The sequence below is a fragment of the Citrobacter sp. CK181 genome (genome assembly GCF_030333595.1).
GTDB lineage: Bacteria > Pseudomonadota > Gammaproteobacteria > Enterobacterales > Enterobacteriaceae > Citrobacter_B > Citrobacter_B koseri.
Genome location: NZ_JAOWFN010000011.1, coordinates 48,896 through 65,012, shown reverse-complemented (window position 1 = coordinate 65,012; position 16,117 = coordinate 48,896). Strand labels below are relative to the sequence as shown.

The following is a 16,117-nucleotide window of genomic DNA, read 5'->3' as shown; positions in this document are numbered from 1 at the left end:
TAGCAAAAACCCTGACGGGTATGATAAAAATGCGGTGGCCGGCATTGTGCCTTATCCATTCACCGAATGAAACGCTGTTTTTTACCTCAATGGCGTAAGTATAGTCAATCTTTGTTTACAAATTGACCACCACACAGTCATTCGGTGCGGTCTCGTCCTGATATGACCTTATTCCTTCAGGTCTGTTTCCCCACTGTTCCAGAAACGTTCACCGCGTTCAGCCATCCGCAATAAGCGCTCGCACGGGGTAAACCGGTCGCCATACTGCGTAGCCAGTCGTTGCAGAACCGCAACCACTTCACCCGCGCCGAGAGTGTCCATATAACGGAACGGGCCGCCAAGAAACGGCGGAAAACCAATACCAAATACCGCGCCGATGTCGCCATCACGCGCGCTGCGGATCACCTTCTCATCAAAGCAGCGCGCCGCTTCATTGAGCATTAACATCACGCACCGCTCAGCCATTTGCTGCGCAGAAAGTCGGCTCTGCCCTTGCGTACCAATAAGCCTATAAATTGCAGGGTCGACCTGTTTTTTGCTTTTACGCCCTTTCACGCCATAAAGATAGAAACCGCGACCATTTTTTCTGCCTTTGCGATCGTCATTCAAAATTGAGGCAACAACGTTTGCAGGCGCGCTAAAACGTTCGCCGTAAGCGGCTTCCAGTACAGGTATAATTTTAGTGCCTGTATCGATGCCAACCTCATCCAAAAGTTGGATTGGCCCGACCGGAAAACCAAACTTGACCAGCGCGGCGTCGATCGCTTCAACGCGTTCGCCTTCGGTCAGCAACCGTATTGCTTCGTTGATATACGGGGCAAGAATACGATTAACGTAGAACCCGGCTTTATCGCTGACCACAATCGGCGTTTTGCCCTGTTTTTTCGCCAACTTAACGGTCGTGGCGATCGTCTGCGCGGAGGTTGTCGCATGAGGAATGACCTCCACCAACGGCATTTTTTCTACCGGGCTAAAGAAGTGCAAACCAATCACCTGCTCAGGCCTGGCCGCGTTAGCCGCGATGTCGCCGATGGGTAAAGATGAGGTGTTGGAGGCAAAAATGGTGTGAGGAGCGCAGTTTTGCTCGACTTCCGCCACCATCTGCTGTTTTAACGCCAGATCTTCAAACACCGCTTCAATAACCAGATCCCGATGCGAGAAGCCGCGGTAATCCGTTGAGCCGGAGATTAGCGCCAGCTGTTTGTCGCGTTCGCCCGCTTTGATATGACGGCGGCGAACTTTGGTTTCAAGCTGATCCCAGCTGTACTTCAGCGCGTGGTTGATGCCTTTGGCATTAATATCTTTGATGCGAACCGGCAAGCCGCCTTTACAGGCCGTCACGTAAGCAATACCGCCGCCCATCAGACCTCCGCCCAGCACACCTACGCTGGCTAACGGGCCAGGCTGCGCGTCGCTCCCCGGATCTTTTTTCACTTCGGTGCTGGCAAAAAAGATATTCCGCAACGCCTGCGACTGCGGCGTCATCACCAGTTCGCCAAACGCCCGCGCTTCCGCGTCGTATCCGCTACTGCTTCCCTGCGCCAGCCCGGTTTCAATCACCTCAAGGATTCGCTCTGTCGCCGGGTAATTACCCTGCGTTTTCTGCCCGGTTTTTTTACTGACCATGCGAAACAGCAGCGTGCGCCCAAGCGGCCCGGCCAGAATACGTTCACGCACCGGCAAATTCCGCTGAGCGGAACGCCCTTTAATCGCCAGTTCCACGGCGGCCTCAAGCAAAATGGCGTGCGGCACGACTTCATCCACCAGACCAACCCTGAGCGCTTGTTTTGGCCGTAATTGCTTACCGGTGAGGATCATGTCCAGCGCCGTACTCACCCCAACCAGGCGCGGTAATCGCTGCGTACCGCCAGACCCTGGCAGCAGCCCCAGTTGCACTTCCGGCAGGCCCAGCACGGTTTTCGCATCATCAGTACAAATGCGCCGATGGCAAGCCAGCGCCATCTCTAACCCGCCGCCAAGACACGCGCCGTGAATGGCGGCGACAACCGGAACAGACAACGCCTGAATTTCAGCCATTATCTGCTGGCCCTGACGCGCCAGCGTTTCAGCTTCCTGCGCGCTTTTGCAGTTGCCGATCATGTTGATATCCGCCCCCGCGATAAAGTTATCCGGCTTCGCAGAAATAAAAACCACACCGCGCAGCACCTTGTTTTCCCGAATCTGTTTCAGGATGGCGCGAACCTGCGTCGCGAACTCCGCCTTCAGGGTATTCATTTTCTCACCGGGGACATCAATAGAGACGACCGCGACGTTATCCAGACGCACGTTAAGCGTGAAAGCCGATGTCATGTCCATTATTCCGCCTCCAGAACCATTGCCGCCCCTAAACCCCCCGCAGCACACGCGGTCACCAGGCCAAAACCGCCTCCCCGACGGCGTAGCTCATGCAGGGTTTGCGTGATCATCCGCGCCCCCGTTGCGGCAAACGGATGTCCATAGGCAATCGACCCGCCGAGGACGTTAAACTTACTGTCATCCACTTCTCCGGTCGCATGCGCCCTGCCCAGCACGTCGCGGGCAAAACGCTCACTGCCAAGCAGTTGAATGTTAGCCAGCGTCTGAGCGGCAAAGGCTTCATGCATATCAATTAACGAGAGATCGGCCAGCGTTAATCCGGCCCGCTCCAGCGCCAGCGGCGTCGACCAGGCCGGGCCCAGCAGCATGTCCTGCCAGACGTCAATTGCGGTAAACGCATAGCTACGCAGATAGCCCAACGGCGCCAGGCCAAGTTCTTTAGCGCGAGACTCCGTCATCAGGATGACGGCTGCCGCGCCATCCGTCAGCGGTGTACTGTTCGCCGCCGTGACCGTCCCGTGTTGTCGATCAAACGCGGGGCGCAGCTTCGCATAATCAGCCAGAGTAGAGTTGCCACGAATATTATTGTCTTCAGAGAAAGGCTCTTTATACGGCGGCGCATATGTCGTCATCACCTCATCCGCCAGTTTACCTTCGGCCCAGGCCTGCGCGGCTCGTTGATGGGAACGATGCGCCAGCGCATCCTGCTGCTCACGCGTAATGCCATAGGTTTTCGCCATTTGCTCGGCCGTATCGCCCATCCGCAGCCCGGTGGAATATTCAGCGACCGCGGGCGGAACAGGCATCAGGTCTCGCAGACGCAGGCGGGAAAAGAGTTTGAGTTTTTGCCCGGTCGTGCGGGCTTTATTGACGTCCACCAGTATACGCGCCAGCTTTTTGCTGACGCCAATGGGTAACACGGAAGAGGAGTCCGCGCCGCCAGCAATCCCCGCGCGAATCGTCCCTGCCATCAGGCTTTCCGCAACATTCGCTACCGCCTGAAAACTGGTTGCGCACGCCCGGCTTACGCTGTAGGCATCGGTGTGAACATTCATCCCCGTACCCAGCACAATTTCCCGGGCGATGTTGGGAGCTTCAGGCATTTGCACCACCTGGCCAAAAACCAGTTGCTCAATAACCTCGGCAGGTATTTCACTGCGCGCCAGCAATTCCCCAACCACCATTTTTCCCAGCTCAACAGCAGGAATGCCATGAAAAGCGGTGGCCTGACGAGCAAACGGCGTACGTAATCCGCTTACAATGGCGATACGATCGCCCTGGCGGGTAACCAGTGGTAAAGCCTGACTCATAACATTCCCCTGTAAAAAAATAAAATAAGTGGTCTGACCTGATCACAGTCTTAACCAATTTTTTACATTTCGCCAAGCGGAGACGCCAGAAAGTGAGAGCTAAGACACAGAGGATAGTAACAGAGGGTTACGAAAATGCCCCTGCCAGAATTTGACAGGGGCATTCAAAGAAGGGGATTAACGCAGACCCAGCTGGAAGATCAGCGTTTCAGCTTCGCAGGCGAAGACAAAGTCGATGTCCAGACGCACGCCTTCAGCTTCTTCGGTAAAGGTGGATGTAATCTGGCAAGGTTCAGACTCCACGCCACGCGCTTTTTCTGTCAGAGCCGCCAGCGTCTCTTCGGCCTGCGCGCGGTTTTCAAACACACGGCTGTAAGACGCGGTGCAATCGGAGTTGTCCATAATGGTGCCAACATCCATACAGCAGCAAACCGGGGTTTCATCAGCACTGCATTTACTCATTGTAGATTTCCTCTGTATTTGCACTCAAGGTGCCAGATAAATATTGAGGATATTTTACGCTCGTGGAAAAAGGCTCTCCAGTCGTTAATGACGCAAAATGGGATAAGTGACCGAAATCACACTTAAAAATGATCTAAAACAAAAATCGCCCAATCGAGTGAGTGCGCCAGGCCTCAAATTTGCCAGCTGGATCGCGTTTCTACGATCACAATTGAAAAATATTATAAACATACTTGCAACATTCCAGCTGGTCAGACCTATACTCACGCCACTGGTCTGATTTCTCTGTCGTACCTCAGACCCTACACTTCGCGCTCCTGTTACGGCATGTAACATAGTTTGTATAAAAATAAATCGATGAGGTTATGGTCATGAGCCAGAAAACCCTGTTTACAAAGTCTGCTCTCGCAGTCGCAGTGGCAATCGTCTCCACACAGGCCTGGTCTGCAGGCTTTCAGTTAAACGAATTTTCTTCCTCTGGCCTTGGCCGGGCTTATTCGGGTGAAGGCGCTATCGCAGATGATGCCGGTAACGTTAGCCGCAACCCGGCGTTAATTATGATGTTCGATCGCCCCACCTTCTCTGCGGGTGCGGTGTATATCGATCCAGATGTCAATGTGACCGGCCGCTCTAACTTAACCGGGCAAAATGCCAACGCGAATAATATTGCGCCAACAGCGTGGGTTCCTAACCTGCACTTCGTTGCGCCGATCAACGATCAGTTCGGTTGGGGGGCGTCCATTACCTCCAACTACGGCCTCGCCACCGAATTCAATAAAGATTATTCAGCCGGTATCTATGGCGGTAAAACAGACCTGCAAACGGTGAACCTGAACCTCAGCGGCGCCTATCGCCTGAATAATAGCTGGAGCTTCGGGGTTGGTTTTGATGCGGTTTACGCGAAAGCTAAAATTGAGCGCTATGCGGGTTCCCTCGGTCCGGTGCTTTCACAACAGCTGGTTGGACAAGGCGTCCCCTCTCAGTGGACGGATGGCATTAACTCCCCTGACTCCCAGATCGCCCACCTGAAGGGTGATGAGTGGGGATTCGGCTGGAACGCAGGCATCCTGTATGAACTCGACAAGGATAACCGTTGGGGTCTGACCTACCGCTCTGAAGTGAAAATCGACTTCGAAGGCGATTACAAAAGCTCCATTAACCCAAATCTGAACAATATTTTCGCCAGCATGGGGCTTTCAAGCCTGCCATACGGCACTGGCGGCGCAACACAGAATGGTTCCTTAACCCTGAACCTGCCTGAAATGTGGGAAATCTCCGGTTATAACCGCGTCGCGCCGCAATGGGCTATCCACTATAGCCTGACTTATACCAGCTGGAGCCAGTTCCAGGAGTTAAAAGCCAAAGGCGACGACGGCCAGACGCTCTTCTATAAAGATGAAAGCTTTAAGGATGCGTACCGTATCGCGTTGGGTACGACCTACTACTACGATAAGAACTGGACTTTCCGTACCGGTATCGCGTATGACGATAGCCCGGTTCCGGCAAACAAACGTTCCATTTCTATTCCCGATCAGGACCGTCTGTGGCTGAGCGCGGGTGCAACTTACGCCTTCAATGAAGATGCTTCTATTGACGTTGGCGCATCCTATATGCACGGTCAGAACGTGAAATTCACCGAAGGGGAAGGCCCGGCAGCTTACTCCTTCAAGTCTGACGGTAAAGCCTGGCTGTTCGGTACGAACTTTAACTACGCGTTCTGATTTTCATCAGACGTAAAAAAAGGTGAGTCTTTTGACTCACCTTTTTTATTGGCCTCGTGTGGTTATTCAGAATCAATCTCTTTAAGATCGTCCTGAATCGCCTGGGCATTCGGGTTTTCCTGCGGTTTAAGCTTCCCGCCGTTAGCGATGAAGTCATGACGCTGGAAGTATGCTTCACGCACCAGAATATACGGGTCGGAAGACTGACGCAGCAGACCATCGGAATCCAGCAGTTGCGCGCGGGTTTCAATTCCTTCAATGGTCCATTTACCGATCGACATCGGCCAGGTGAGCCAGGAGAGAACCGGATAAAGGGTATCGGCCATATCACCGCCATCTTCACGCAGCGTGAAGCTGCCATAGAACGGAAGTTGCACGTAGGGGCCATACCCCACGCCGTAATGGCCTAACGTACTGCCGAAACGGTGCGGTTCAACACGCTGTAGTTTTGGATTCGCCATCCCCGCAACATCAATAAAGCCCCCCATCCCCAAAATACTATTCAGGAAGAAGCGGGTGAAGTGCACCATGCCCTGATAGGGATCGCCCTGCAGGAAATAGTTCACCATAATCGCAGGCTCTTCGAGGTTGCTGGTAAAATTACTCAAACCATTTCTGGCAGGCTGCGGAACATAATCACGCCAGGCGACAGCGACCGGTCGAACGACATACGGGTCCAACACGTTAAAGTTGAAGTTGTACATAGTGCGGTTAAATCCTTCGAGCGGATCTGAACGCCCCTGCTGTTCTGTACCGGAGCTTGCACATCCCACCAGCAGTGTGCTCCCCAGCGCAAGCGCCGACAGGCGAAGCTTCATAAATGTCTCCCTGTTGATTATGGCTATCGCTGATTGCCATCCATGACGGAACGAGACCGTATCCGCCTGTTTAGGTGTGAGCGATTGTAACAGCACGTCAAATGATGTCTATATACTGATTCTTGTTGATTTGATCATAGCCTGTAACTCTGGCTCATGGCGGGTTTCATTCTAACCGGGCGGGTAAAAACGCGCGTCGCCTTTTTTGCGATTTCAGAGTTTGCCCTGCCTTCAGTCGGATAAAAGCCACTACGCTTTAGACAAATGTGTTCATCACGAGGTCTCACAATGGATAAATTCAGCGAAGAGAAAATTGATCAACACAGTGACGAACTCGAAGTCGAAAGCGAAGAAAAACAACGCGGGAAAAAGATAGAGGTCGACGAGGATCGCCTCCCCTCACGCGCGATGGCGATTCACGAACATATCCGCCAGGACGGCGAAAAAGAGCTGGAGCGTGACGCTATGGCGCTGCTGTGGTCAGCCATTGCCGCAGGGCTCTCAATGGGCGCCTCGCTACTGGCGAAAGGTATTTTTCACGTACAGCTGGACGGCGTCCCCGGCAGTTTTTTACTTGAGAATCTGGGTTATACCTTTGGTTTTATCATCGTCATCATGGCGCGCCAGCAGTTGTTTACTGAAAATACCGTCACCGCCGTTCTGCCGGTGATGCAAAACCCGACGATGGGCAACGCGGGTCTGCTGATGCGGCTCTGGAGCGTGGTGTTACTGGGCAACGTAGTCGGTACTGGCATCGCCGCATGGGCTTTTGAATATATGCCTATATTTGACGAAGAAACGCGTGATGCGTTTGTCAAAATCGGCATGGATGTGATGAAAAACAGCCCTGGCGAGATGTTTGCCAATGCCATTATTTCCGGCTGGATCATTGCCACAATGGTATGGATGTTTCCTGCTGCCGGCGCCGCAAAAATCGTGGTGATCATTCTGATGACCTGGCTTATCGCCCTCGCTGACACGACTCATATCGTCGTGGGTTCGGTTGAAATCCTCTATCTGGTGTTTAACGGCACGCTGCACTGGAGCGACTTTTTCTGGCCCTTTGCTTTGCCCACGCTGGCGGGGAATATCTGCGGCGGTACATTCATCTTCGCGCTTATGAGCCATGCGCAGATCCGTAATGATATGAGCGCCAGACGCAAAGAAGAGGCCAGGCTGCGTGCCGGAAAGAAAGCAGAAAAGCAGAAAAAACAGTCCTGAATGGCGACAGTTTGAGCAGTCAGGCGGCGATATACTTACTGTGCAGGGTAAAAAACGCTATACTCGTGCCGCCTCGTCTCCTTAGTTAAATGGATATAACGAGCCCCTCCTAAGGGCTAGTTGCAGGTTCGATTCCTGCAGGGGACACCATACATATCTCTCCTGACATCTGCCGGGTTCAGTAAAACCACCACAATCAGCCATCGTCTTGTGATTTTGCATTTCTACATTGCCACGCGGCAGACAGGATGATGCGTGATTCAGTCCTGCCGCCCCACAACGTTCTATTATTCACCAGACGGTATAAGCTGAACGCTTATTTTTATTCCTCTTGTATGACAAAGGATTCCGCTACACTCGCAGAAAAATAGTGTGTTGCTTTTTTATTCAGAATGACGTCATCCAGCTGCTGCTGTATTTGTCTGTCATCGACAGTCGCTCTGTCGTGCTGACGCAGATGTTCAGCCAATGACGACACCATGAATGTTTCAATAAATTCATTGGATTTCTCAGGAACCACAAACAGTCCCCAGGCGTAACCGCCATCCCTTAACCGGATATTTTTTAACTTTTTCATCAAACTGATAAATTGGCCATTCTTTTCAGCATCGACATGATAATAAACAGACACCAGCATCGGGCCGGTATGGCCGGTAATATCATTAAGACCGTCCTCAGCAAGGCTAAAGTGGTCTGAATGCTGCAAGTTAATATTGTCATGGTCAATTTTTACCTTTAATACGCATAACCAGACAACGACAATACCGATTGCGGCAGAAAGTAATGCTGTGGTTACTGACGTATGCGAGGCAATTTGTCCCCAGACCAGAGAACCGAATGCCATTGACCCGGAAAATACGGTCAGATACAAGGCCAGCCCTCTTGCGCGAACCCAGTCCGGGAGCGCTGTCTGGGCTGATATCATGAGCGTTGACAAGGTAATAATCCAGCTAAAACCAGCCACAATACTGGCGAAAATGGCGGCATATTGGGATGCTGCTCCGGCGAATATCAGTAATACGGCAGCAGTACCGAATGTTCCTGAAGTAATAAGAGCGCCGGCACTGAGTCGCTTACGCAGCGCGGGCAAACTGAATGCTCCACAGACAGCGCCGATCCCGATACTGGTTGTTAACACGCCATATAATGTTGCATCTCCCTGAAGTGAGAGTCTCACCACCAACGGGAGCATTGCCCAATACGCGCTGGCAAAAACAAAGAAGCTGGCAGCCTTTATTATTGTTCTCATTAATTCCGGGCTGTAACGGGCATAACGCAAACCTGAAACCATTGCGGCAACAACAGATTCAGCCGGAAGACTCCCGTTCGTTTTTTCTTCTCCTTTCCACCACCATACCGCAGCAATAATCGCAATAAAACTCAACGCATTCAGAAGAAAAGGAAGATAAAGACCGACCTGTGAAATCAAAATACCGGCCAGCGCGGGCCCGATCGCCCGGCTGATGTTAATCCCCATACTGTTTAACGCAATCCCGGATTTTAATTCATGAGGTTCAACAATAGCAGGTACAATGGCCTGCCATGCCGGGCCTAAAAACGCGGCGCCGGACCCGAGAATAAACGTGATGAATAATAACCATCCGATACTGACAACATTAAAATAGACGATAATTGCGAGCAGAGATGCGGCACACAGCATAATAATATTAACAAGAATAAGTAACTTTCTCTTGTCGAAAATATCCGCAATGGCCCCCGCCGGTAACGCCAGCAAGAATACGGGCAGCGTGGTCATTGCCTGAATAGCGGCAATCATGACAGGGTCCGGGCTTAAATTGGTCATCAACCAACCGGCGCCAACATCATTCATCCAGGTCCCGATATTAGAAAAGAGTGTGGCTATCCATAACATGAAAAAAACACGGTTACGTAAAGGTGACCATGCTGATGAATGTTGTTCTGCCATATAAATATGCCCTCCAGCTTAAGATGACCGGTAATCATTTACTTGTCACAGGTATCAACGATATCGTAATCAAAATGCAAAACAGGAAAAGAAGATTTATGGGGAATATTTAGATACAGTCCCTTATCTCATGACATTACCTTTTATAAAAATAAATAACAAGAATTAAAATCCGCGTTCAGACAATACCATCCCCGGTAGAAATGTGCCTGATAATCCTTAAATAAAGTGTCATCACTGAAAAATAGAGACTATTCATGGACATCACTCTCATTATAGAACACAACCACATAATCCCGTGGGTGAAAATCAACATTAACAACACATGTCGGACAGTGAATTTCAAAAAATGAGACAATAAATTCATATCGCGATATTGTGAGAAGCCAACAAATGAACCTCTAACAACTGCCAGAGAAAACATTCAGTACAAACAACACGTTAAACAACACTCCAATGCCGACACACCCAAACTGACTTATTCCACCTTATCGCAACAGATTCATTTTTAATAAATTATCGGCTTCTGGCGCAACTTGACAAATTACCTCTCAAGGACAATAGTTGTTACATCTTCGAAAATTTCGACATCCATCGAAACTATTTATCATATACAGGAACGCAATGATGAATAATAAAATAAAGCGCATCAGTCAGGCTGTTACGTTAGCCCTTGCCATATCTGGCGTTAGTTATGCCGCAACCTCATCACAGGCCGCAAATTCAAAACAAACCGAGATACAAGCCTCAGAACCTTTTTCCGCGCATGTCCTCATTAGCGGGCTTGATGCCCCGTGGGATATGGTGTGGGGGCCGGATGATTATTTATGGGTAACCGAACGTAAAGCCGCTTCTATCGATCGTATCAACCCGAAAACCGGTGAGAAAAAAGTCGCCATTACGCTGAGCGGGGTTCATACCGGGCCGCAGCATGAAGGCGTTCTGGGCCTGGCGTTGTCACCGAACTTCATGAAACCGGGTGGCGATAATTATGTTTATACGGCCTATACCTATATGAACGGCGACAAGGAACACGCCAAAATCGTTCGCCTGGAATATGACGAAAAAACCCAGAAGCTGGGTAATGAAAAAGAGATCCTGGCTGGATTCCCGGCAGGCAATGACCATAACGGTGGACGCCTGCGCTTTGGCCCGGACGGGAAGTTGTATTATACCATCGGTGAACAAGGGCATAACCAGGGCGCGAATTTCTGTAAACCTATCGAAGCTCAGCGTATTCCCACTGAGGATGAACTGAAGAATAAAGACTATGCCGCCTATGCCGGTAAAGTGCTGCGTCTGAATACCGATGGCTCTATTCCAGATGATAACCCCGTTATTAAAGGGATCAAAAGCCACCTGTTTACTTACGGACACCGTAACCCTCAGGGACTGGTATTTATTGGCGATACCCTTTACGCATCCGAACAAGGGCCATCCTCCGATGATGAGCTGAATATCCTCGAACCCGGCGGCAACTATGGCTGGCCACACGTTGCCGGTTTCCAGGACGATCAGGCTTACGTTTATGCCAACTACTCTGAAGCGGCGAATTGCCCGTCTCTGACCTGGGACCCTAACCATATTCCGGCAGGCGTTCCTGTCCAGAAAGAAACAGAGTGGAAAGCCGCAGATTTTAAAGCGCCGATTAAAACGTTCTTTACGGTCAAAGAAGGCTTTACCTATAACGACGCCAGCTGCGGCCCGGATTCTTCATATATCTGCTGGCCGACAATTGCGCCATCCAGCGTGGCATACTACCCGGAAAACGGCGTAATTAAAGGCTGGCGAAACTCGGTGATTATCAGCTCCATGAAAAATGGCGCGCTGTACCGTGTTCTGCTGAATGCCGATAAGAAAGATGTCCAGGGTGACGTCGCGAAATATTTCCACACGGCAAACCGTTACCGCATGGTGCTGGTCAGCCCGGACACCCGTAAAATCTACGTGGCGACGGATAACTTTGGTAATGTGATGGATGAATCCAACCATCCAACGCATAATCTGAGTAACCCGGGTTCTATTATCGTCTTTGAATACACGGGCAAATAATTCAATAACAGGCGAATACGAATAAGGTATTCGCCTGCTTTTTTATCCTGCGACCACCTGGTTTCTGCCCGCCTGTTTCGCCTGGTACATCAATTCATCAGCCCGTTTCAGCGCCTGAGAGACAGAGTCAACGCCCGACGGCCACACCGTCACGCCAAGAGAAATGGTGATATGCCCTACCGTCTCTATCTTTGCGGCGGCGACCTCTTTTCTCAGCCGCTCCGCAATATCCGCCGCAGCCTCTACCGACGTCTCCGGGAAAAACATCATAAACTCCTCTCCTCCCATACGGCAGGCAGTATCATTTTTACGACAGCTTCGCTTCAGCAGCTGCGCCAGCGCTTTTAACGTAACATCGCCAATGTCATGACCAAACGTGTCGTTGACGGCTTTGAAGCGATCGATATCCAGAGAAATCACCGCAAACTGCCGCTGCTGATGTTCGTATTCAGCCAGCAGTTTCTCTGCCGCCCGTCGGTTGACCAGGCCGGTAAGCGGGTCAGTGCTGGCCTGATCGTTCAGCCATTTCATTTTCTCCCGGATTAATTCCATTCCCTGAAGCAACGCGCGCCTGAGTCGGGAGGCTTCGATATACCATGATCGAACGTTTCGTACTTTTTCTGCGGACTCATCGCTGTCCATCGAAATGGCGTGATCCGCCAGTTGACGCAATGGTCTGACGATTTCATTCCCCAGCCACCAGAGAATAAACAACCCCACAATACCCAGCGGTACAACGCCGCGTATCATTTGCCACATGAGCCCATCAAGCGCAGTAAGGGTTTTATCTTTTGGTTTTTGCGCCACAACGCCCCAGCCCGAGGTATTTATACTGGCATACCCCGCCAGCATTTCCACGCCACGGGAGTTCGTCACCTCCATCGCGCCGCTCAGCCCTTGCTCCACGGCTTTCACTGCGGCATTGCCTTCCTCTTTTTCCCCTCTGCGGGCCGGATCGGGGTGATATAAGAGCTGGTCATTTTTATCAACGACATAAATATAGCTGTCATCATTGCGGAAATGATTAGAAATGAGCGCAGAAAGAACGTTGCTTCTTTGCAGATAAATCGCGCCGCCAATAAAACCGAGGTATTTCCCCTGCGCATTCCTGACGGGATGTGAAATATACACCACCAGATTACCGGACAGAGAATTGTAGGCGCTGCTGACCGTCGGCTGCATTTCTTTGAGAGCCTCGACGCCGCCTGGCGTGGTCAGCATTTTCCCCTTCAGGTTCAGGGATTCAGGCAGCACGCCAATAATTTTGCCTTTTTCATCCACCAGCGTAACGGAATCAAAACCAAAATCTCGCCGCTGCATCCTCATCATTTCTCCAGCGATGATGCTCTCATCATCGAAATGCTGACCGATGACGCTCGCACTGTATTCCAGACGCTCCATGAAAACCGCCAGATACAAATCAATAGTGGAAGCAATCCTCTCCGCATATGCCTGGTTTTCACTGAGTTCATTCTCAATGAGTACCTGCTTCTGGACACGCCAGGCTGAATAGAAACTATTGAAAAGAGTAAGGAGGGTCATCAGAAACGCAAAAGCAATAATAAGCAGACGCAAATTCAGCATCTGTAACAGTTTTTTCTTCATGATTGTGCATCCTGCAAGGGTGAACGGTAAGCCTCTAGCCATACCGGTAACGTATTCGCCGACAATGGTCGGGAAAAAAGAAATCCCTGAAGTACGGAACAGCCCATTTTTCTCAGTTGCTGATGCTGATGGGTATTTTCCACACCTTCCGCCACAACCGTCAGGTCGAGGTTATGCCCAATACTGACAACCGCTTCGACCAGCGCATTGACGCGACGATCGCGGGCGAACCGGTCAATGAAGCTTTTATCAATTTTGACCTCCGTCACCGGCAGATACGCCAGGCTGGCCAGACTGGAAAAGCCGGTGCCGAAATCATCCATTGAGACCCCCGCGCCCATCGCACGAATCTCCCTGACCCGCGCAAGCATCTCGTCCGTCAGTTCCATCATGGCGCTTTCCGTAATTTCAATGGTCAGGATATTGCCGGGCAGCTGATATTCATTCAGCAGGTCGGCGATATAACGGGGTAAATCAGGCTTACGGAAGTTATGAGCAGACAGGTTTACAGATACCGCCGACACATTCGTGCCCTTTTTCCGCCATTCAAAAAGCTGTCGGCAAACTTCACGCAGCGCCCAAAGGCCGATATGCTCTATCTCTCCCGTCTCTTCAGCCAGAGGAATAAACGTCCCTGGAGAGATGTCGCCGGCGTGCGGATCGTGCCATCGGGTCAGCGCTTCAAAACCGTATACCTGCCCGTCCGCAGCCCTGATCTGAGGCTGATATTCCAGCCGCAAATGCCCCTCCGTAATCGCATTTCGCAGCGCCATGCCCAGTTTCAGACGTTGCATGACGGCCTGATTCAGTTCCGGGTTAAAAAACTGATAGCTTCCACCGCTTTCACGTACCCGCTCCATCGCGCTCTCGGCGTGGGCCAGCAGCGTTTCCCTGTCGCCGCCAATGGAATGGCTGATCCCAATACAGGCTTTAAGCTCGAAGGTCTGCCCGGCGGCGCTCATTTCAGCGCCAACGATATGCTGCATAAGCTCAGCCAGGTGTGAGGCCTCATCAACACGACAGGCGCTCGCCACCACGACAAACTGCGCGCCACCCACCCGGCTGATAAAGTGATGCGGCCCGAACCGTTCCTGCAAGCGGTTAGCCAGCGTGATAATCACCTGGTCGCCAGCGGAATACCCCAGTGACTCATTCACCTTACGAAAGCGGTTAATATCGAGGAAAAACACGGCGAGTTCAGGTTCGTTACCCGACAGCAGTTTATCCAGATGGTGATAGAGATACTGACGATTGGGCAGCCCCGTAAGGGCATCGAACCGAACCAGCCGGTCGATTTGCTGGCGACCTTCCTCCCGCTCAATCGCCAGAGCGCAAAGATGAACGCTGGCATCGGCAATGCGAACCAGAAACGTATCCGGCTCATTCTGTGTCCTGAAATAAAAAGCAAACGTCCCTGCCACGGAACCATCTCGACGTTTTACAGGGTATGTCCAGCATGCCCGAAAACCATGAGGCAACATCTGATGTTTATAGGGAGCCCATAGAGGATCGGTGCTGATATCCTGGACCATGACGGGCTCGCCACGCGCAGCACAAGTACCGCAGCTTGCCACGCCTTCACCGACGGCCACGCCATCCCAGTATTCACCATATTCTTTTGGAAAACCGGGAGCTGCCCACGGGCGCATCCGGTTATCGACGATCCGGCATACCGAGACCAGTACGCCTGGCGCAATATTTCCAATTCGCTGGCAGATGTAATCACCCGTTTCCTGGAAAGTCATCCGGCTGGTCAGCGCGGCCAGTACATCCCGTTCCAGATTACGAATATTACGTTCTTCCGTAATATCAACGAAGGTTACGACAAGGTTACGGGTCTGGCGGTGGTCACGCTCATTGAGGACAGGGTTTACCGAAACCCGGCTCCAGACTTCCCTGCCGTTTCTGGTCGCGGTGAGGAGTTCTTCCTGAAACCAGCGACTTCCCCGCAGATGTTCTTCCACACGCTTTAGCGCGTCATCGCTGTTTCCTGAAGACAGCAGGAAATCAGGGAATACCTGGTTCATGGCTTCATCTGCGCCATATCCAAACATGCTGGTGAACGCACGGTTGGTCTGGACAATACGACGTTGTTCATCCAGAACAACCACGGCTCTGTCCGTATTATTGACGGCAAGCAACAACAGACGGTTTTGCTCGCGCCTGGCCACCTCTTTGCTGACGTCTCTGGCGGCGGCCATGTAGTGGATGCGGCCATCCACGTCTATTTTGGAGAGCGAAAAGCTGGTCCAGACCTGCGTGCCGTCTTTTCGTTCCAGTTGAAGTTCACGATTCATCCCGACAACCCGGGAATTTCCCCCGTCGCGGTGATGGTGGACATAATCCCCATGAACATGCTTCAGAGGCCCGGGAATTAATATATTCATATCCCGGCCAAGCACTTCATCCCTGGAATAGCCCCACAATTTCTCTGCGGCTTCGTTAAAGAACAGAACCCGGTTACGCTCGTCGACGAGGACAACCGCCATGAACGTCTGCTCAAGAGCAGGAAACAGAATATTGTCAGCCGCAGCTTTCATTTTCAGATAACTCCTCAACAGATAATGCCTGACTGACGGAAAGTCGCATTATCCTGAACAATTGTCCCTGCAAACCACAGCCTCAGGCAGGCCGATACATAGTGATGACGTCACCTGCCGCGTTTCGCTATTCAAACCCTGTAGG

10 protein-coding genes and 1 tRNA gene are annotated in these 16,117 nt (G+C 51.5%); 4 read left to right on the top strand and 7 right to left on the bottom strand.

The genetic code is table 11. The annotated features are described in order from the left end of the window. Positions 1-168: 168 nt before the first annotated feature. From fadJ to OGW17_RS04460, 3 genes are all read right to left on the bottom strand, one after another. Positions 169-2,316, bottom strand: a complete 2,148-nt coding sequence (gene fadJ / locus OGW17_RS04470) for a fatty acid oxidation complex subunit alpha FadJ (RefSeq protein WP_071260199.1) — start codon at positions 2,314-2,316, stop codon at positions 169-171. Beyond that, a complete protein-coding gene (gene fadI, locus OGW17_RS04465; RefSeq protein WP_012131431.1) occupies positions 2,316-3,626 on the bottom strand; it encodes an acetyl-CoA C-acyltransferase FadI in 1,311 nt (436 codons plus the stop codon). Before fadI ends, fadJ begins: the two co-directional genes overlap by 1 nt. A gap of 177 nt (positions 3,627-3,803) precedes the next feature. After that, entirely contained in the window at positions 3,804-4,088 is a 285-nt protein-coding gene (locus tag OGW17_RS04460; protein WP_024130148.1) for a YfcZ/YiiS family protein, read from the bottom strand. Positions 4,089-4,459: 371 nt separating this feature from the next. On the opposite strand from OGW17_RS04460, the gene fadL reads away from it, so the two are divergent. Then, positions 4,460-5,809: a long-chain fatty acid transporter FadL gene (gene fadL, locus OGW17_RS04455; protein ID WP_024130146.1), complete on the top strand. Its 1,350-nt coding sequence runs from the start codon at positions 4,460-4,462 to the stop codon at positions 5,807-5,809. A gap of 62 nt (positions 5,810-5,871) precedes the next feature. Here the strand turns inward: fadL and mlaA are convergent, their stop codons facing one another. Then, positions 5,872-6,627, bottom strand: a complete 756-nt coding sequence (gene mlaA / locus OGW17_RS04450) for a phospholipid-binding lipoprotein MlaA (RefSeq protein WP_024130145.1) — start codon at positions 6,625-6,627, stop codon at positions 5,872-5,874. Between the two features lie 288 nt (positions 6,628-6,915). Here mlaA and OGW17_RS04445 point away from each other — a divergent pair, with 288 nt between their 5' ends. After that, entirely contained in the window at positions 6,916-7,848 is a 933-nt protein-coding gene (locus OGW17_RS04445) for a formate/nitrite transporter family protein (protein WP_012131426.1), read from the top strand. Between the two features lie 75 nt (positions 7,849-7,923). Beyond that, positions 7,924-7,998: transfer RNA gene (locus OGW17_RS04440), tRNA-Arg, on the top strand. Positions 7,999-8,170: 172 nt separating this feature from the next. On the opposite strand, the gene OGW17_RS04435 is transcribed toward OGW17_RS04440, so the two are convergent. Further along, complete coding sequence (locus OGW17_RS04435; protein ID WP_071260197.1) at positions 8,171-9,775, bottom strand: MFS transporter; 1,605 nt, start codon at positions 9,773-9,775, stop codon at positions 8,171-8,173. 627 nt (positions 9,776-10,402) lie between these two features. On the opposite strand from OGW17_RS04435, the gene OGW17_RS04430 reads away from it, so the two are divergent. Further along, positions 10,403-11,827: a glucose/sorbosone family PQQ-dependent dehydrogenase gene (locus tag OGW17_RS04430; RefSeq protein WP_197982152.1), complete on the top strand. Its 1,425-nt coding sequence runs from the start codon at positions 10,403-10,405 to the stop codon at positions 11,825-11,827. A gap of 42 nt (positions 11,828-11,869) precedes the next feature. Here the strand turns inward: OGW17_RS04430 and OGW17_RS04425 are convergent, their stop codons facing one another. Next, positions 11,870-13,432 carry a sensor domain-containing diguanylate cyclase gene (locus tag OGW17_RS04425; RefSeq protein ID WP_049011460.1) on the bottom strand — a complete coding sequence of 521 codons (1,563 nt, stop codon included), beginning with the start codon at positions 13,430-13,432 and terminating at the stop codon, positions 11,870-11,872. Beyond that, positions 13,429-15,972 carry an oxygen-sensing cyclic-di-GMP phosphodiesterase DosP gene (gene dosP, locus OGW17_RS04420; RefSeq protein WP_071260193.1) on the bottom strand — a complete coding sequence of 848 codons (2,544 nt, stop codon included), beginning with the start codon at positions 15,970-15,972 and terminating at the stop codon, positions 13,429-13,431. The genes OGW17_RS04425 and dosP overlap by 4 nt, the downstream gene beginning before the upstream one ends. Positions 15,973-16,117 lie beyond the last annotated feature (145 nt).